General features: G+C 44.6%; 15 protein-coding genes. 8 read left to right on the forward strand and 7 right to left on the reverse strand.

Translation table 11 applies throughout. The features are described from left to right. Positions 1–30: 30 nt before the first annotated feature. Positions 31–570 (reverse strand): Dps family protein, encoded by a 540-nt coding sequence (locus P2A85_RS12895; RefSeq protein ID WP_340520025.1) that lies wholly within the window; start codon positions 568–570, stop codon positions 31–33. Positions 571–668: 98 nt separating this feature from the next. Continuing rightward, a complete protein-coding gene (locus P2A85_RS12900; RefSeq protein WP_377480588.1) occupies positions 669–851 on the reverse strand; it encodes a hypothetical protein in 183 nt (60 codons plus the stop codon). Positions 852–998: 147 nt separating this feature from the next. On the opposite strand from P2A85_RS12900, the gene P2A85_RS12905 reads away from it, so the two are divergent. The 3 genes from P2A85_RS12905 (at position 999) to P2A85_RS12915 (ending at position 3461) form a co-directional block, all read left to right on the forward strand. Beyond that, positions 999–1349, forward strand: coding sequence for a hypothetical protein (locus P2A85_RS12905; protein ID WP_340520023.1), 351 nt, complete (start codon positions 999–1001; stop codon positions 1347–1349). Positions 1350–1456: 107 nt separating this feature from the next. Next, on the forward strand, positions 1457–2977 hold the full coding sequence (locus P2A85_RS12910) for an AAA family ATPase (RefSeq protein ID WP_377481473.1): 1521 nt from the start codon (positions 1457–1459) through the stop codon (positions 2975–2977). Between the two features lie 130 nt (positions 2978–3107). Then, entirely contained in the window at positions 3108–3461 is a 354-nt protein-coding gene (locus tag P2A85_RS12915) for a DUF1257 domain-containing protein (RefSeq protein ID WP_341733643.1), read from the forward strand. 339 nt (positions 3462–3800) lie between these two features. Here P2A85_RS12915 and P2A85_RS12920 read toward each other — a convergent pair whose 3' ends face one another. From P2A85_RS12920 to P2A85_RS12935, 4 genes are all read right to left on the reverse strand, one after another. Then, complete coding sequence (locus P2A85_RS12920) at positions 3801–6170, reverse strand: transglutaminaseTgpA domain-containing protein (protein WP_377480590.1); 2370 nt, start codon at positions 6168–6170, stop codon at positions 3801–3803. Positions 6171–6311: 141 nt separating this feature from the next. Beyond that, positions 6312–7373 carry a hypothetical protein gene (locus P2A85_RS12925; protein ID WP_377480594.1) on the reverse strand — a complete coding sequence of 354 codons (1062 nt, stop codon included), beginning with the start codon at positions 7371–7373 and terminating at the stop codon, positions 6312–6314. Next, positions 7366–8547, reverse strand: a complete 1182-nt coding sequence (gene hetZ, locus P2A85_RS12930) for a heterocyst differentiation protein HetZ (RefSeq protein ID WP_341735625.1) — start codon at positions 8545–8547, stop codon at positions 7366–7368. The genes P2A85_RS12925 and hetZ overlap by 8 nt, the downstream gene beginning before the upstream one ends. Before the next feature lie 127 nt (positions 8548–8674). Continuing rightward, positions 8675–9949 (reverse strand): RNA-guided endonuclease InsQ/TnpB family protein, encoded by a 1275-nt coding sequence (locus tag P2A85_RS12935; protein WP_377480597.1) that lies wholly within the window; start codon positions 9947–9949, stop codon positions 8675–8677. A 167-nt stretch (positions 9950–10116) separates the two neighbouring features. Between P2A85_RS12935 and P2A85_RS12940 the strand changes: the two genes are divergently transcribed. Next, the gene (locus P2A85_RS12940) at positions 10117–10602 is read left to right on the forward strand and encodes a hypothetical protein (protein ID WP_377480600.1); all 486 of its coding nucleotides are present in this window, start codon (positions 10117–10119) and stop codon (positions 10600–10602) included. Between the two features lie 155 nt (positions 10603–10757). On the opposite strand, the gene sds is transcribed toward P2A85_RS12940, so the two are convergent. After that, positions 10758–11729, reverse strand: a complete 972-nt coding sequence (gene sds, locus P2A85_RS12945) for a solanesyl diphosphate synthase (protein ID WP_377480602.1) — start codon at positions 11727–11729, stop codon at positions 10758–10760. Between the two features lie 653 nt (positions 11730–12382). Here sds and P2A85_RS12950 point away from each other — a divergent pair. The 4 genes from P2A85_RS12950 to P2A85_RS12965 all read left to right on the forward strand — a co-directional run bounded on the left by P2A85_RS12950 (position 12383) and on the right by P2A85_RS12965 (position 18398). Beyond that, positions 12383–12541, forward strand: a complete 159-nt coding sequence (locus P2A85_RS12950) for a hypothetical protein (RefSeq protein ID WP_340520002.1) — start codon at positions 12383–12385, stop codon at positions 12539–12541. A gap of 288 nt (positions 12542–12829) precedes the next feature. Further along, entirely contained in the window at positions 12830–14755 is a 1926-nt protein-coding gene (locus tag P2A85_RS12955) for an ATP-binding protein (RefSeq protein WP_377480606.1), read from the forward strand. A gap of 59 nt (positions 14756–14814) precedes the next feature. Then, the gene (locus tag P2A85_RS12960) at positions 14815–15216 is read left to right on the forward strand and encodes a response regulator (RefSeq protein WP_340519998.1); all 402 of its coding nucleotides are present in this window, start codon (positions 14815–14817) and stop codon (positions 15214–15216) included. After that, positions 15213–18398: a PAS domain S-box protein gene (locus P2A85_RS12965; RefSeq protein ID WP_377480610.1), complete on the forward strand. Its 3186-nt coding sequence runs from the start codon at positions 15213–15215 to the stop codon at positions 18396–18398. Before P2A85_RS12960 ends, P2A85_RS12965 begins: the two co-directional genes overlap by 4 nt. The last annotated feature ends 10 nt before the right edge of the window (positions 18399–18408 follow it).

The following is an 18408-nucleotide window of genomic DNA, read 5'->3' on the forward strand; positions in this document are numbered from 1 at the left end:
TGATTTCTGCTTGCTTCTACGTCTAAATTTTTAAGCATGAGAAGCTGTAGGAGTTTTAGCTTTTGGCTGCTTACCATCGGGCGAAATAGATTCCCCTTCAATAAAAGACCGCAGCATCCAAGCCATTTGTTCGTGCTGTTCCATCAAACCAGTCAAAAAGTCTGCCGTTCCATCATCCTTAAACTCTTCACTGCACTGTTCGACGTGTTCACGGAGATTGCGAATAACCAACTCGTGGTCATCAACTAAACGCGATACCATTTCCGTAGCTAAAGGCAAATCGCCGATATGTTCTTTAATCGAACCATACTTCAGAAAACCCTCAGCAGTACCAATTGGATAGCCACCTAAAGTTCTCACCCGTTCCGCCATAGCATCGATATTGAGTGTTAACGCCTGATAGTGTTCTTCCCACAATTGATGGAGCGATCTAAACTGTGGGCCAACTACATCCCAGTGGTACTTCTTAGTTTTGATTAACAGCAGATAAGCATCGGACAGGTCGTGATTCAACAGTTCGATGACGCCTGCACGTTGCTCTTCGGATAGACCTATGTTTAACTTACGCATTGAAACTGTTTCCTACAATCTAAGTTTCCATTCATTAAAACCGATTTACTGTGTCAATTACATCAACCCAAAGGACGATTGAAGTTTAGTAAAATAGCCTAGTTTTCTGTTACAATAATCGCCATATAGATACCTTTAGATAGATGCAATGAAACTTTTGGTACCGAGCCGTTAGTGCCACTGTGGCGATCGCAAAGATGGGCAAGTCGGCGATCGGCCCACTCAATATATATATGTGATGCTCTCATATCTGCCACCGTCTCCCAGCGCCCCAGACTCATCAGCTACATACCCTAGTTTGTCGTTTGAGAACCGAAATATTGTAACGATATATTACAAAGTGACGTTAAAACTGTATAGAGTCTTGACAGCCAAGAAAGGAGCCGCTATTCTGATATACATACCCGGGTAAGTCAATTCACAGTCCTATGCAAGAAAAGCAAAAAGTTACACTGTATCTTCCACCTGAACTGCATCGCCAGCTCAAAATCAAAGCCGCAGTAGAATCTGAACCGATGTCATCAATTGCAGAAAGGGCAATTGTCTTTTACCTAGGAAACTCCGAACTGGTTGACGAAGTAGAAGCCTCCTACGGACAAACCCATCGGGTATACACTTGTCCAGAATGCACGGGTTCAGTAGTAATGCGAGATGGAGAACTGGCATCGTTAACAAGTCAGCCAAGCGTATTGGCTGAGCAGGATCTTCCAGTAAAGCAGGTGTCCGGCGTCAGCGCCAGCACAGCCCTACCGGGAGAGGAAGAATTAGTTCCCTGCTAAGAATGCCTTGCTAGCCGCAAGCGGCTAGAACTGAAATAGTCAGTTTTCAGCTAATGGCAGCATTGAGATTTAGCAAAGATAGCACCGTCTCTAGTGGGTCGAGGAATATGCAAGAAGAGATCAGTATTCTAATCCAAGCTCAATATCCTCTGATCTACCTCGTGACATCCGAGGAAGAGCGGTGTGAGCAAGCAATTTGGACAATAGCTCAAGGCAAACCACAACGGCAAGTCTTTGTCTGGACTGTAACCCAGGGTATGCTAAAGTACGGTGAACCTAGGACAAACGCCCAGCAAAACACGCTCTCGCCACAGGCAGCTCTGGAATGGGTGATCCGGCAGCGAGAACCCAACAGCAACCCCAGTATCTATATTTTCAAGGATCTTCATCCTTTTAAAGATGATGCGGCTGTAACTAGGTTGTTGCGTGATGCGATCGCCAACTTCAAAGGAACACAAAAGACAATTATACTGATGTCTCCTTTGCAGCAAATTCCGATCGAGCTAGAAAAGGAAGTGGTAGTGTTAGACTTCCCGCTCCCAGACATGAAGGAACTAAACCAAGTATTGTCTAGCCAGTTGGAGCAAACGAAGTCGCGACGGATTACCACAGAAGGGCGAGAAAAACTCTTGAAAGCAGCCTTGGGATTAACCAAGGATGAAGCCGAAAAAGTTTATCGCAAAGCCCAAGTTTGCAAGGGACGCTTGACGGAAGATGAAGTTGACATAGTTCTGTCCGAGAAAAAGCAACTAATTCGGCGCAACGGCATTCTAGAGTTTATTGAAGAAGACGAAACCATTGAGGCTGTAGGCGGTTCAGAAGCACTCAAGAATTGGCTGAGACAGCGTTCCAACGCTTTCACAGAGAGGGCGAGAGAATACGGCTTGCCCCAACCCAAAGGGATGCTGATTATGGGTGTCCCCGGATGCGGGAAATCCTTAATTGCCAAGACTACATCCCGTTTGTGGGGACTGCCCCTGCTGCGGCTAGATATGGGTAGAGTGTACGACGGCTCAATGGTAGGTCGATCGGAAGCCAACCTTCGCAACGCTCTTAAAACGGCAGAATTAATATCTCCAGCCATTCTCTTCATTGACGAACTGGAAAAAGGGTTTGCAGGCGGCCCTGGTTCTGCCGACTCAGACGGAGGTACATCCAGCCGGGTTTTTGGTTCCTTTCTCACTTGGATGCAAGAAAAGACTTCCCCAGTGTTCGTAATGGCAACAGCCAACGGAGTCAACCGATTGCCAGGGGAGTTATTAAGGAAAGGCCGATTTGACGAACTCTTCTTTGTTGACCTGCCAACGAAAGAAGAACGCCAAGATATATTCAAAATTCACCTGTCAAAGCGGCGTATGGACATCTCTCGCTTCGATTTAGAGCAACTGTCCAACGTTTCCGAGGGCTTTTCAGGTGCAGAGATTGAGCAAGGGCTAGTAGCAGCAATGTATGAAGCCTTCGCTCAAGACAGAGAGTTTACGCAGCTAGATATCATCGCGGCCATTAAATCTACAATGCCACTGTCTAAAACTATGACCGAACAGGTCAGCGCCCTCCGAGATTGGGCGAGACAGCGCGCACGGCCCGCTGCGTCTTCCGTCGCTGAATACCAGCGCATGGAATTCTAAAAGCTTTCTCCTGGTCCAAACAGGAGCAAAGGCTAGCCACAGCTAGCAGTTCGATTCAAGAGCCGCCCAGCGGCACCGTTAAGTCCAGACCGTTGTTGTTTCTCTCTCAGTTCTATTAGGAGGAAATCCAATGTCTCACTTTAGCACTCTGCGTACCAAAATCACCGATGCCGAAATCTTGAAAGCTTCCCTACGCGACTTGGGTATCACAGTCAAGTCAGAAGCTGATGTTCGCGGCTACAACGGCCAACGTGTTCGCTCCGACATCGTAGCAACTCTCGAAGGCGAATATGACTTGGGTTGGTCTCGCAATAGCGACGGTTCTTTCGACTTGATTGCAGACTTGTGGGGCGTTGCCAAAAAGCACAATCAAACTGAGTTGATCAACTCGATCAACCAGAAGTACGCAGTGAACAAAACCTTGGCAGCAGTCAAGCAACGTGGTTTGCAAAACGCCAACGTTAAGCTGGTAGTTCAAAACTAATTGATCTGCGCGTTTCTAAGCTGGCGGGTTAACCTCATAGGGTTAACCCGTTTTTTCGTAATAAAAACTGAATCATATCAATTCCGGTTGTATCGGAATGATTTAACCGCGAAGGCGCGTTCGGCGAAGCCGTTCCCGTAGGGTAGGACGCGAAGGAAGAGAAGAGAGAGTTTAATAATTCCAATGAAGAGAGGATTTGATATCAGTCCTGGACGCATTGGGGGTCAAAAACCCCTGGTGGCTCAGGAACCGCGGATTCGAAACCCTGCGTGAATATTTGTGGAAAAAAACGACGATTTTTGGAAGAAACCGGGTTTTTTGAGTCCAGGACTGTTTAAGTTAAAGCCAGCGCTTTTTCAGTTTTTTTAAGTGAGATTTCCTCAAATTCTCCACCAACTGCCGCAACTGGTTCAAATTACCCATTTCCCCTCCGTACTTCCAGCGTACATAAGCCTGAGAAACCTCCTCAATCACATCTGCTTCATCAGTTCCCTGATTTTGGCGCATCGCCTCAGCATACTCCAAAGGCGTTTGAGCGCGAGTTTTGGCAAATCCGCGACTAGCCAAATCCTTCAACATTTCCTGATAAACCCCCTCCACAGGTGGTAATTTCCCCAGCCAACGACGGTAACGCCACTTGCGCCACAGTTGCCAAATTAACCAGCCTAGGAAGCCAAAGGCGATCGCAGCAATTAAGCCAGTAAACAGCCCCACCCAGCCCTTCGCCAACTGCGCCAAAAACCAGCCCACCATTAAACTAATCCAGCCAATTACAAAACCTATGACTGAATCTAACCCACTTCTCAGAGGTGTTGGTAGCCAACCCGCTACCCACTTCCAAAATGATTCCAGGGCGCTAAAAGTCTGGTTATCTTCCACCGAAGCCGGAATCAGAGGATAACCGGGAATCGGATTAAAAGCAAACCAGCCGTAATTGGGAAAATATACCTCCGTCATCAAGAAAGCATCGGTATTTTTGACAATATATAAACCCGTAAATGGGTTGAATTCCCCCGTGTCAAATCCCCCCACCATCCGCGCCGGAATTCCGATCGACCTCAGCATGATTGTCAGCACCGTCGAAAAGTGGTCTGGATATCCACCTGTTACCTTTTTGCCGCCCTGGGTATTTTGATAACCAAACAGAAAACTCTCGACTAAATCTTCATTTTCTTCTAAATAAGGCAAGGCTTTTTCAATTTTATAATTCGGATTTTGCTTTAAATATTGAGCCAAATATAAAGCTTTTTCGTAGGGAGAGTCTATCGCCCTTTCGGACTTTGATACTCTGGTTCTAGCCAGCAATATTTCCTCGGTTTTTTCCCGCACCTTTGCCGCAATTTTCGGAGGCACGTCTAAATAGAACTTGCGAATATTTTTCGGGTAATCAGTACCAGTTTTATCCAACAAATCCCGATCGCGATAAGGCACATTAGAAATCACCGTATAAGTCAAACCCTCAGCCAACTCCACAGGCGATCGCAATCCGCCCTCCGCATCTATCGCCACATCCGTAGTCGGAAAATAAAGCTCCTTAGCCTTGTTTAAAACCGGAATCAAATTCGGCAATTGAGCAACAATAGTATAACTTTGAATTACTTCTTGAGTCCGGGGTGCATTCGGAAACGGATTCAGATAAAATTGATAGGACCACCTTGGTCTGTTAATCTTTTGAGCTTGTTCGTTGCGAGAAATTTCCCAGCCCTGACCGGTGTATTTGTCAAAGCCTAATACCCGCCAAAAACCCGCCGCCTGCGATCGCACCCGCATCACCACTTGAGGTGTCATTTCCCCCCGTAAATTTTGATTGATGCGCTGATTGAAACCGTAATAAAAAGTAGAATCTACCTCTCCTGGCCCTTTGTCTGGGTTTCTCCCCCTTCCTGTGCCACTTCCTTTTTGATTTCCCCCTCTGACATAGCCGGGATTCAGAATACTGCGGGAGTCAAACTCCCCCTGATATTCAATGGGAGCACTCACCGGAAAAGTCCGTAATTGATAGCCAGGGAGGCGTGGTAAAAATGCAAATATAGTCAGCCCCAATCCCACAGTTATTAGCAACAATAAACCAAAAGATTTTGGAGATAAGGTGGCTGCAAATAATGACCAGTTTTTGTTTTTTTGATCTTGATTTTCTACATTTTGCTTAGTCTTGTCTAGCTGGGAGAGTCCCAAGCGCGATCGATAATCCAAAACCAAAGTTGGCAGTGCTAAAGCTAAAAACAGTAACAGCAGTGGTCCAAAAGTCAAGGTTTGGCTGAGAGTCCCTGCTACTCCCAACAAAATCAGCCCGATTACCATCGAGTAGCCTAAATCTTTGCGGCGCGGCAAATCGAAGCTGTGCAGCACTTGAACTTGAATTAATAGTTGGGCTAAAACTAACCTTGTATCGTTCAATTCTCCTACCAAACGGCTGAAGAATGCGAACAGGGCCACCAGCATACCAATGGCGATGCAGAATTTAGCTGCTACATTGCGATCGCGCCGGCGATACCAACTCCAAGTTGCCCCCACAATACTAACAGGCACTGCCCAAAGATTGAGATTCTCTTCCGAAGCAACATCCGTAGCCACAATTCCCACTATTACCAACAACTGAACTAGGATTCGCAGCAGTAAAGAATCCTCAGTCACCGGCGGAGGCATTGCCTCAATCTGCTCCCACAGCTTACCAAAAAAAGGTATCTTTCGCAGGTTATCAGTTGTCATTTGCACCCCTTCGATTTTCCCTGGTTTATTTTTGATTGTTTATACCGATTGATTTGGGGGCTGATTACCAAATTGCCATCGGTAAAAATCCTATTCAAAAACGCAGTTATTTATTTAATATTTGCCTTTGTAGTTGCAATTTTAGACAGCCAAAGTAGGACGAATCGCAAACATCAAAGGTCTGGCATCGAAGTTTTGGAACCGAACTTCTAGTGCATAGGTTTTGTCAGGTTGCGGGTCAAACAACTCCACACTTAAATTACCTGAATTTGGTCGCTGTGCACTTGCTTGTGCATTTTCTCCTTTAAGTTCCAAACTTCCTCCTCCGGGAAATTGACACTCAACTCTCAAAGATGTCATCGAATGTTCTGTGTCAATCCTTGACTGGTATTGGGCTTCTAGAGTGAGGGAACCCAATGCAGTCAGCCATTCTCGTGATACTGGCGACTGATTTGCCGGACAATTCAAAGTTAGAGAATCGAGAATTTCCCGCGCGGCCATCAGCGACAGTAGCATTTGTTGGTCGGCTGTTGCGGCTTCGTAATTAGGAAAATCCTCTATATCTAAAACTTCAACTCCGCGGACAGCACCTCTGAGCACTAAGCCAGCTAATTCGTTGAGTTCCTGAGATTGGTCGGGAAACAAGCTATCTACAGCCTGAACTAATTTCGATCCTTCTCGCAGCGACGACATTACCAGATTCTGACAGGGTTCTAGGAGTTGAGCAAATACCCCTTGGGCGATCGGAATTGGCAGGCGTCCCCATCTGATATTTTGGAGTTGGGGTGTCCAGAGGTGCAGGGGGGGAACCCATTGGGGGGTTACATCGTCTGGATAGTCGTGGTCGTAGCTTTGAATTTCTGTTTCCCAAGGAAACAGCGGCGGGTTGGATTCAATGGAGGCTCTTAGCCTCTGTTTTAACAAAGTCTGAAAACGATCTTGCACGGTCGGTATTTCTCCCATTGTCAGCGGTTGTGCGGTTTCATTGCTTTGGGTCCCTACTTGATACTCAAGTGGGTCTGGTTCGTCCCATTCCCAGTATTCCCTTTCGGAATGCTCTCCTGTGTCGTCCCACTCTTGGGAGGGAAACGACCCAGTTAATTTTTCCTCATCTTCACTCAAGGCATTCTCCGGCGCTTGCAATATCCAGTCTAAAAAATGGCGCTCGAAAGCCTCTGCATCCCTGTTCGTTTCGTTATTCATCACTAGATGCCCCTTCTCCGGAATCTGAACGATTACGCAATTCCCAGGCCAGTTCCAGCAACTTAAACCACCTTTTCTGTACCTGGGCTACCGTGCTGCCGAGGGTTTGTGCGATCGCTGAATCTGACAGACCCTGTTGCTTCAACTTTAGCAAACGCTGTCCCTCTGGGCCAATTTGCTCAGAAAAAGCTTGCCACTCAGCCGGCAGCAAACCCAAGTTTCGATCTAAGTCTGCTTCTAGCCACTGGTGAACCAGTTCCCAGCGGTGAGACATCGCAAACCGAAGCAAATGGTATTTGAAGCGCTGCTGCAAATAGTCTCTTTGGCGGGGAGTGATGCCCAGAATTGCCTCTATTTCCTGGGTTGGCAAATCTTGCAACCTCAGCACAAAATAATCTGCACATTCTTGTTGGTTGCGCTCTTTCAAGTAAGCAACTAATTCGTCAATCACGTTTTGTCGCAGAGACTCTGACTCCTCGCCGTTGGGGCGAATTCCACTAGCACCTTGTCCGGCCATCGCCTCTCGTACTGAGTGTACTGAAGAGTCGTTCCAGGTTTGGTCAGAATCTGTAGCCCCTCCGTCTGCGGCTTGTTCCATATCTACGGAGGTTTCTTTGGGCTGCTGCTGGGAAAAGGTTTGGGCCCGCAAAATAATTAGTTGCTGGCTGCGGTTCCGAGGCAAAGGAATACGCCGTTTACCAAAGCGCTCTACAAATGCCATGTACTCTGCTAATTCTAAGCGAGTGCGGGGGCTGTAGGTGGGTGGCAGTTGCGTTTCGCGCCGGAATGCTTTTAAAGCTTCGAGATAAAATCCTTGCAAGAAATCTTTGATCAGCTCAATCCGCGCCTGGTAGCTAGACTGCACCTGGGGTGGAGTGATGTACCGATAGACGATCGCGCTGAGGGTACTGTGTAATTCTACTCGTCCTGGGCCGGAGCCTAAATTGTAATAATGGAGGCATTGTTGCAAGCGGTGCTGGGCGAGACCTAGGGCAGAACCTTCTATGTCTCCAGAGGCTTGAATCCGCTGGCTTTCTGTGCATATTCTGTTGACTTCTGCTGCGAGTCGTCCTGCTACATCCCGGCAATTCTGCTCAGACGCGCGAGTGGACTTTGTAAGTTCGTCTAACAGCAGTTGAAAGATGGTTTCCACGCTCTGGCAGATTTCCCGCATGATTGTTTACAACTAACCTTGAAATTAGCACACTCATGTGACTTTAGATGGAAGATTTTAGATTTGTGAGATGCTTGCAGGTTGTCCCAGCTATCCCATAGTTTTACAATAGCTGGCAAAAGTATAGTCATTTATTGCACATGACATGGGAGGCGTCAAGTCCCTCCCCCTTCACTTTCACTTTGAGCGGATTAACCCGCCTCGGCTGAACTACGCAGCTCTCTATCCCATTGCTGAAAGCATTTGGGATTGCTTTTCTAAGGATGTTATACGCAGCATTAACATCAGAATTAATCAATTGACCGTCTGATGTTTTGTACAAACCTCTCTTGATTCGCTTACCCTGGAACACAGGGTCTTTATCGGTTTTTCCGTAAACAGGGATTGGGTCGAGATTCAGAAAATTTGCGCGCGAAGTGTAAGATTCTTCTTGCACGATTACCTTAATCCCAACCAACCGAGTCTTGTATTCCAACATCTCAATTAATCGAGGGTGAGGAATACTGACAAAGTTTTGATTAGTTTGCTTTCCTAAATCAATCTCGGTTTTCCACTGTGCATTCTTACCAATTACTAGCGTCCCAATTTGTTTGGCTACCAAATGGTCAACAATTAGGCGACTTGTATGATGCAAGTAATTATCGACTTTTTGGTGGCGACAGCGAGTTAAGCGTTGAATGCGGGGTGAAATCTTGCGGCTTCCTTTCAACTGAGATTGTAACTGTGCTTTACGTTTGTTGTAGAACTGGTTGATTGATTTCAATGGTCGCCCGTTAATCAACAGAGGGATAAAACCCGGCTGATTTGAAGTTAACGCCACTAAGTTATCCAATCCTAAATCAATACTAGCTACAGAGTTGCCGTTACTAACGGTGGACTCCGGTTCATCATAAATCACCTCAATTACATAGGAATCGCATTTGGGAACCAGTCTAACTTGACAAATTCCCTCGGGATTGATTTGAGTTTTGATTAAAAGCTCCGTACCCGAAAGCTTGATAATTCCTTTTCTCAACTGTGTAGTGCTAATCGCTTGAATCGTGTAGACAAGAATGTTTCGCCCTTTAGCTTTATCTTTGTACTTCGGCAGTTTTGGGCGGCCGGTGAATTTAGAGGAATCGGCTTTGTAAGCTTTGACTGCTTCAAAGAATGATTTCCAATTCTTATCCAATATCATCAAGATTTGTTGGCTAACCTTAGCAGGTAAAGCCTTGTAGGCTTGATGATACTTCATCAAACGGTTCATTTCGTTGTAGTTGATATAGCCCCATCCATAGATAAAACTCTGACGAATCACGTAGTTAGCGGCATTGTAGAGATTTTTGGATTTAAAAGCTAATTCATCAATCAGTGCGAAACGGTGTGACGTCGATTTAATGATGTGCCTTTCTGTTAGTTGCATCCAGACTCGACCTTCGTAACGAGCGAAACAATTTCATTTAACTCTCCTGACTATATGATACTACTATTGTTTATTGATGCTTACCATCTTAATGAAGTTTTACAATACTTGGACGCGCACCTGCTAACCTGAAATTCTGAATATCCAATCTCAAATTATAGCGACCGATGGATTTAGATCTACAGATTCGAGCACTGATCGACAAAGCTCCCCCTGACGGTTCGACACCACAAATTCTAGAGGCGATTTCCCCGGCGCTACGATTACTTGCCCAACAGCTCGAGCATCTGGAATACTTTATTTTGCAAAACTTCGATCGAAGTTGGGCGCTCTCGGTTTTGAGCAATCTCAAGCAACCTGGGCAAGAGAAGCGGGTGATTTATGCTTGGAGTAATTTGAAAGATGCTTCCCAGGCTCCGGCTGCTGCGGGCGATCGTGTCTTGCCTGTATCAATACCTGTTACTCACATTTTATTTCAGATGCTAGCTCTCGAAGGTCTTGACAGTATTGTTTTTTTTGAAACTCCGGGCAATCTGGAAGTCGGCACCCAAGTCAGTCGCGAGCAAGTGCAGAACTTAATTAATGTTTACTTGCAACAGTATCGATCGACTTTACTGTCAAATTCTAGCAATCTCCCCCCCGATATCGCTTAGTTGGGAATTGGGAATTGGGCGTCGGGAATTGGGAATTGGGAATTGGGCATTGCTCCCCCACTCTCCCCTCTTCCTTCTTGGTGAATTTCCCCCATCCCCCATCCCCCATCCCCCCTTGGGAGGGGCAGGGGGGGGTGGGGGGTGACTTCTTCCTTCTAATAAAGTCGGCTCAAAACGTACTCCGCCAAATCAATCAAAGCTTGGCGGGACTCTGAATGGGGCATGGATGCCAAGTATTGGACCGCTTTCTGTGCGTGATTTGTGGCTAATTCTCGCGATCTTGCTATACCTTGAGAATCTGCCACCAGTGCTAGGGCCTGCTCTAAATCTCCTTCTTGGGCAAACTCTCGTTCTATGAGAACTTCCAAGTAAGGCTTTTCTTCCAGGGCAAATAGTGCTGGTGCTGTCAGATTACCGCTGATCAAATCGGAACCGGCGGGTTTCCCCAAAGTTTCTGTTGAAGCGGTGAAATCTAATATATCATCTACTATTTGGAATGCCAAACCAATGTTGCGACCGTAGTTGTACAAATCGTCTGCTACTTCCGCTGAAACCTCGCTCAAACAGCCCGCTGCTTTGGAACTGTTGGCAATTAAAGAGGCTGTTTTGTAATAACTTTTTTCTAGGTACGCTTCGATCGACAAACTGGTATCAAACCCATTTAGTCCCTGTTGAATTTCTCCCTCTGCTAAATCCATAATCACTTCTGAAAGCAGTTTGACTACTGTCAGGTTGTCGAGATTTGCCAAATGCCAGGAGGATTGAGCAAACAGAAAATCTCCCGCCAATACTGCCACTCGATTGTTAAACCGACTGTGCACCGTCGGCACTCCCCGCCTCAGATCCGACTCGTCCACCACGTCGTCGTGGACTAGACTTGCCGTGTGGATCATTTCGGTGATTTCGGCGAGGCGACGGTGTTTTTCCGTGATTTCCCGATCGGGCATCGTCGCCTTGGCGACCAACAAGACTATTGCGGGTCTCACCCGTTTTCCCTTTGTGCCGAATAAGTATTCCGCAGCCGCGTACAAAATGGGATGACGGGCACCCACTAACTGTTTCAAGTTTTCTGTCAACAGTCGCAGGTCTTCTTCAACCGAGGAAAATAGGAGAGTGCTAGAGATCATGGATACGCCGACTCAAGCCGTAAAGTAACAAAATTTTACATATCATATCTTTATTTTAAGGTAATTATCTGCGTTCTGGAACAAAAATCTCTGCGATCGATAGCGATCGATCGTCTGTCATCAGCCACAAGTTATGGGGCTGAGGGCGAGCAGCAGCAGGCTACCAGAGACGTGACCCTATTGTATCGAATTGTTAAGGACTTTGGGAAAAAATCTTTAAATGCCATAAAACCTGTGCTATACTAAATATTAAGGATTTAAACAATTCCATACATTAAGCCCAGCTAAATCAGCAGGCAGCTTTAGAGTATCTGCAAGAGGTTGTTAGAGCCAGCCTTGTTAACCCGATCGCGACCAAAAACTCTGGGAAATATTTTATGCTCATGGGAGCAAAAAAACACACGAGTTAATGGTAGTGCATTGTATGTGTGCGGTAGCTCAAGGCAGCTAAAGTGGAATGCTTTAGGCTGTTAAAGCATCAATAAAGCAGTAAATGATAGTGGATAGGGAAAGGTTTATTTTTCCCTAGCGCTTTATATGAAAAAGCAGCCTTTAGAGTCAAGGCGTTGTTTTGTGTGCTGGCTTAATGTAGTAGGTTTTGAACCCGTCCTCCCCCTGTTTGACCTTCTCCTCCTCGACTGGTGGCTCTAATTATGATTTACCGTGATATTCCTCTAATTATTCCCATTCTGGCCACGGGCTATGTAATGACTATTTATTTGCTGCTAATGTTGGCCGAGCGCAGCGCTAAAATAACTCGACTGGGTGGGTGGCGCTTGCCTGAAGCTGAATCCCGAAGCACCGTGCGCTAAGCTAGGAATAAATAATTCTCCATAGTCAATTCATAACCCTGCCTCTGTGCTGACATACAGAGGCAGGGTTATGATTAGATAGACTCGTGAACTACCCAACACTCATCGCGTAGGGCTCTTAGTGTGGGCTTCCTAATTCAAGGACAACAGCCACCACATTAGTAGACACGGGAGCCCATACTGTTTTGGTCTTACCAAGAGCGCTATGCAGCAGATTATAAAGCTAACATCTACTAATAAGTTTGTATTAATTTTCGCTTCCGCCTGCATCTCTACCCAGGTTTGCCCATGTCAACCTTAGTTTTTGATACCCATAAATTGCCAAAAGAGGCGATCGACCCCCCACAGCAAGCGCGGGTTCGTGACACACTCTTGAATGGGGCGGTCACGATGATCGAGACCCCAGACAGTTATATTTTAATCGCTCAACAGCCACAATTGCTGGGTATGTTTAGAAAAAACGATGCAGAAAAGCAAGGGAAGGTTGAGGTTTTGCAGCCCATAGTTGCCGAAAAAAACCAGGAGTCGATCGCAGTGAACGAACAATTGCAAAAAGAAACGAGCCCAAGCCGAGAAATAGCAGAAGAGTTACGGCTGTTAAATGAAAATTTGGAAGCACAAATTAAGCAGCGAACTTTAGAATTAATCAGTGCCAACAATCAATTGAAAGCAGAAATACAAGAGCGTGCCACGGCAGAATCCGAAGTGCGACGTCTCAATGCCGAACTCGAACAACGAGTCCGGGAACGCACCGCTGAGCTAGCATTTAGCAACGAAAAATTGCAGCAAGAAATTAACGATCGCCAATTGCTGGAAGCAAAATTGCACTTTTCGGAAAATAAAGTCCGCGCGGTGTTTGAAGCGATGACAGACATCGTACTCGTCCTCGATAGCCAAGGGAATATAGAAGTTTTGCCAACAAATACGGCGGGGTTTTCCGAAGGAGATAGCGATATAGTCAGCCTCACCATAGAACATTTTTTTGACGACGAAAACCCCGATGATTGGTGGATGTTAATTCAACAAGTTTTAGAGACGGAGCAAACACTTAATTTTGACTACAGCTTCACAGTTGGCGATCGCGAACTGTGGTTTACGGCCTGTATTTCTATGTTTTCCAAAGATGCGGTTATTTGGGTAGCCCGCAATATTAGCGATCGCAAACTAGCGGAGTCAGTTTTATCAAAAAGAAATGAAGAACTCGCTAACACTCTTCAAGAACTCAAGCGCACCCAAAAAGAACTGGTTCAATCAGAAAAAATGGCTGCTTTGGGACAGCTAATAGCCGGAGTTGCTCACGAAATCAATTCTCCTTTGGGTGCGATTCGATCGTCTGTGCAGAATATCGGCGAATTCTGGGCAGAAAATCTGGCTCAGTTACCAAAATTTTTCCAGCAACTTTCCCTAGAACGCCTGGAGGATTTCTTTGCTCTCCTCAACAGATCCAGTCAAGAACAAGATACATTATCTAGCAAAGAAAAACGTCAATTAAAAAAAGCAGTACAACGCCAGTTAGAAACCGAAGGAATTGAAAGCGCTGACAGCCTTGCTTGTACTTTATTGGATATCGGTATTGGCAGTGACATAGCACCTTTTTTAGATTTATTTAAAGCTCCTGATAAACACCAAATTTTACAAACAGCTTATCAATTTGCTACAGTACAAAAAAGCACTAAAAATATCGCGACAGCGATAGATAGGGCGGCAAAAATAGTCTTTGCTTTAAAAAGCTACGCTCGCTATGACCAATCGGGGACCAAGGTCATCGCTAAGATCACCGACGGTATAGAAACTGTATTGACCCTTTACCATTATCAAATCAAACACGGGGTAGAAGTAATTAGAAACTATGATACTAATTTACCTTCTGTGTTATGCTATCCTGATGAACTAAATCAAGTGTGGACTAATTTAGTTCACAATGCTTTACAAGCGATGGATAATAAAGGAGTGTTAAAAATTGATGTCAAGTACCGAAAAAATGCAGTCTCAGTTAGCATTACCGACAGTGGTAAAGGCATTCCCCCAGAAATCATGCCCAGAATTTTCGAGCCTTTCTTCACCACTAAACCTCCTGGAGAAGGTAGTGGCTTGGGATTGGATATAGTGATGAAAATTATTGACAAACATGAAGGTAAACTGCAAGTAGAAAGTGTACCGGGTAAAACGACATTTAGTGTATCCTTACCAGTGCCAACCACCGACGGTAATTAAGGAGCAAAAATTTTATGGGCAAATCCACAATTTTCATAAAATCACAGGGATAAAAGTTTATGAGAAAACCAGTAATTTTGTGTGTTGACGATGAAATGGTTGTTTTAAACAGTTTAAAAATCCAATTAAAAAAAGAATTTGGAGATACTTACCTTTATGAAATAGCAGAAAATGCAGAGGAAGCTATGGAAATCATTCAGGAAATTGAAGAAGAAGCCGAAGCCAGTCATATTTTGGTAATCGTATCAGACTGGTTAATGCCCGGTATTAAAGGAGATGAATTTCTGATAGATGTCCACAAAAAATATCCGAAGATTGTGAAGGTAATATTGACCGGTCAAGCGGACGCATTAGCCATAGAAAGGGTAAAAAAACAAGCAAATTTGCACCAATGTTTGTATAAACCCTGGGATGGCAAAGAATTAGTAGAAATAATAAAATCTGGTTTAGCAAAAGCATGAACAACAAACCTGTGATTATTTGTGTCGATGACGAACCTATAATCCTTGAAAGTTTAAAAATTGAGTTAAAAAAAGCCCTCGGAGAAGAACATTTATTAGAAACTGCTGAAGGTGGTGAAGATGCTTTGGAGTTGGCGGAGGAACTGCTCGCAGAGGGAAGTGAAATTGTGGCGGTGATTTCCGACTATTTGATGCCTAATATCAAAGGGGACGAGTTACTAAAACAGATTCACCGCATTTCACCGAAAACTATCAAAATTATGCTGACAGGACAAGCAGACCTCGAAGCCGTAGCGAATACTATTAAACACGCCAAATTGTACCGCTACATAGCGAAACCTTGGCAGTCAGAAGACTTGAAATTGACCGTAAAAGAAGCGATTAATAGCTATTTTATGGAAAAACAATTAGCGGAACAAAACACTAAATTACAAAAATTAAATCTAGAATTAGAAAGTTTAGTAGAAGAACGGACTACACAATTGCGTTTTTCGGAAGAAAAATTTGCTAAAGCTTTTCGTTCTTCTCCTAATCCAATTACCATTACCAGACTTAAAGATGGCAGCCACCTGGAAATCAATGATGCTTTTTGCCAAACTATAGGTTATTCGGCCGCCGAAATTATTGGTCGAACTGCAATTGATTTGAATATTTGGGTCAGCCAAGAAGCCCGAAAAAAAATATTTTTGATGTTACAAGAAAAAGAAATAGTGCGTAACTATGAGTTTAATTTTATAACTAAAAAAGGTGAAATAAGAACGGCTTTATTGTCAGCAGAAATCATTGAAATCAACAACGAAACCTGCGTGATTTCTGTCAGTCAGGATATTAGCGATCGCAAATTAGCAGAAGAAAAACTCCGCGCTTTAGCTACTTCTCTCGCCGCAGCCCAAAGACTCGCCCACGTCGGCAATTGGGAATGGGATTTGTCCACAAACACAACTATTTGGTCAGAAGAATTATCCCGGATTTTTGGTCTGGATTCAAGCCAGGCAGCACCCACACTAGCTGAGTTTGCTCAATACGTTCATCCCGACGATCTAGAAAAGTGGCAAAGTGGGATAAATGCTGCGATGACTACCGGGGAACCATACACGTTGGAATATCGAATTTTGCAGCCGGAATCAATAATTACCGATCGTAATATACCTTCGCAAACAAATCAAGGAAGCTTTATTCGCTACATCGAAGCTAGAGGAGAACCAGTGGTAAACCACCAAGGACAAGTGACAAAAATATTCACAACCTTGATGGATATTACTCTGCGTAAGTTGGCAGAAATAGCCCTGGTTGAAAGTGAAGAAAAATATCGGCACTTAGTCGAAACTTCGCAAGATATCATTTGGTCTTGCGATGCGACAGGACACATTACTTTTGTCAACCAAGCGGTAAAACAGATTTATGGTTATGAACCTGAAGAAATGATTGGCTGTTCTTTTAGCGATTTCTTTGCACCGGAATCAACAGCTCCTGATTTGCAACTTCAGCAGTATTTATTGACAGGTAATTCAGTATTTCAGTATGAAAGTATTGTATTAGGAAAAGATGGGAGAATAATTGATATAAATACCAAGGCGATCGCCCATTTAAACTCTGAAGGAAATGCGATCGGTGCGACAGGTACTGCCAGCGATATTACGGAAAGAAAACAAGCAGAAATCACTTTGCGACAAGCAAAAGAAGAAGCGGACAGAGCCAACAAAGCCAAAAGTGAGTTTCTCTCGAATATGAGTCATGAATTGCGTACTCCTCTCAACGCGATTCTGGGTTTCAGTCAACTGCTATCTCGCGACACAGGCTTGGGTGAAGAGCAAAAGCAATACTTAGGTATTATCATCCGCAGTGCGGAACATTTGCTGATTTTAATTAATAATATTTTGCAAATGTCAAAAATTGAAGTGGGGCTGGTGACACTTAACAACAGCACTTTCGATCTGCAAAAAATGCTGAATAATACAGAAGAAATGCTGAAAATTCAAGCACAAAAAAAAGGATTGCAGTTGATTTTTGATGGCGCGCCAACTTTGCCTAAGTATATAGAAACAGACGAAAGTAAATTGCGCCAAGTTTTGATTAATATTATTGGTAATGCACTCAAGTTCACCTCGGAGGGTGGGGTGAATTTAAGGGTTAAACATGAAGTGTTAAACAGCGGGAATACACTTACTAATTCACCAGAGATTCAGAATTGCTGTTTGTTATTTGAAGTAGAGGACACTGGTCCTGGAATTTCTCCTGAAGAGATGGACAGTCTATTTAAACCTTTTGCACAAACAGAAAGCGGGAGAAAAGCTCAAGAAGGAACTGGTTTGGGCTTGCCAATCAGCAAACAGTTTGTGAATTTAATGGGAGGGGAAATGAGTGTGGTGAGCACTGTGGGTGAGGGCAGCATTTTTAAGTTTGATATTAAAGTTTCTCTCCCTAATACAGTGGAAATTCAGATGACCCAAACAGCTCGTCGTGTCGTCGGTATCGAGCCCGGACAGCCGGAATACCGAATTTTGGCTGTTGACGATCGCCTGGAAAGTCGCTTATTGCTAGTGAGAATGCTTTCATCTTTGGGTTTTGTTGTCCGGGAAGCGGAAAATGGGGTTGAGGCGATCGATGTTTGGTCGAGTTGGGAACCTCATCTGATTTGGATGGATATGCGGATGCCGGTGATGGATGGTTATGAAGCTACGAAACGGATCAAAGCGCATTTGAAGGGTCAAGCCACTGTAATTATTGCTTTGACGGCTAGTGCTTTTGATGAGGAGCGATCGGTGATTTTGTCTGTGGGTTGCGATGATTTTGTCGCGAAGCCTTTTCGAGAACAGGTGATTCTGGAAAAGATGGCAAAATATCTGGGAGTCCGCTATGTTTACGATCGCGAACTTGCGGGTAATTCTCACGGTAGCCAGTCTGCTGGGGGTTTGTTTAGTGGCGAAATGGGTGAAAATGAAAAGATGGGAACAGCGGATTTACTTTTTACGCTGAGTGCTTCGTCCTTTGAAGTGATGCCTGGTGAATGGATTGATGAATTGTATGAGGCGGCGGAAGAAGTGGACAATGATTTGATTTTCCGGTTAATTTTGGCGATTCCTCCTATTCATGCTAATTTCGGCAGCGCGATCGCAGAATTGGCTAATAACTTCCGGTGCGATCGGATTATTGATTTAATTGAAGAATTGAGAAATTATTAAAATTAGAAAT

The sequence above is a fragment of the Microcoleus anatoxicus genome (assembly GCF_042465725.1).
GTDB classification, from domain to species: domain Bacteria; phylum Cyanobacteriota; class Cyanobacteriia; order Cyanobacteriales; family Microcoleaceae; genus Microcoleus; species Microcoleus anatoxicus.

Bases quoted from the DNA above. Each gene is read 5' to 3' on its own strand.
- P2A85_RS12935 (WP_377480597.1), bottom strand. From the start codon at position 9,949: ATGCAACTAACAGAAAGGCACATCATTAAATCGACGTCACACCGTTTC.
- P2A85_RS12910 (WP_377481473.1), top strand. From the start codon at position 1,457: ATGCAAGAAGAGATCAGTATTCTAATCCAAGCTCAATATCCTCTGATC.
- P2A85_RS12915 (WP_341733643.1), top strand. From the start codon at position 3,108: ATGTCTCACTTTAGCACTCTGCGTACCAAAATCACCGATGCCGAAATC.
- P2A85_RS12960 (WP_340519998.1), top strand. From the start codon at position 14,815: ATGAGAAAACCAGTAATTTTGTGTGTTGACGATGAAATGGTTGTTTTA.
- P2A85_RS12965 (WP_377480610.1), top strand. From the start codon at position 15,213: ATGAACAACAAACCTGTGATTATTTGTGTCGATGACGAACCTATAATC.
- P2A85_RS12900 (WP_377480588.1), bottom strand. From the start codon at position 851: ATGAGTCTGGGGCGCTGGGAGACGGTGGCAGATATGAGAGCATCACAT.
- P2A85_RS12895 (WP_340520025.1), bottom strand. From the start codon at position 570: ATGCGTAAGTTAAACATAGGTCTATCCGAAGAGCAACGTGCAGGCGTC.
- P2A85_RS12940 (WP_377480600.1), top strand. From the start codon at position 10,117: ATGGATTTAGATCTACAGATTCGAGCACTGATCGACAAAGCTCCCCCT.
- P2A85_RS12905 (WP_340520023.1), top strand. From the start codon at position 999: ATGCAAGAAAAGCAAAAAGTTACACTGTATCTTCCACCTGAACTGCAT.
- P2A85_RS12925 (WP_377480594.1), bottom strand. From the start codon at position 7,373: ATGAATAACGAAACGAACAGGGATGCAGAGGCTTTCGAGCGCCATTTT.
- P2A85_RS12920 (WP_377480590.1), bottom strand. From the start codon at position 6,170: ATGACAACTGATAACCTGCGAAAGATACCTTTTTTTGGTAAGCTGTGG.
- sds (WP_377480602.1), bottom strand. From the start codon at position 11,729: ATGATCTCTAGCACTCTCCTATTTTCCTCGGTTGAAGAAGACCTGCGA.
- P2A85_RS12955 (WP_377480606.1), top strand. From the start codon at position 12,830: ATGTCAACCTTAGTTTTTGATACCCATAAATTGCCAAAAGAGGCGATC.
- P2A85_RS12950 (WP_340520002.1), top strand. From the start codon at position 12,383: ATGATTTACCGTGATATTCCTCTAATTATTCCCATTCTGGCCACGGGC.
- hetZ (WP_341735625.1), bottom strand. From the start codon at position 8,547: ATGCGGGAAATCTGCCAGAGCGTGGAAACCATCTTTCAACTGCTGTTA.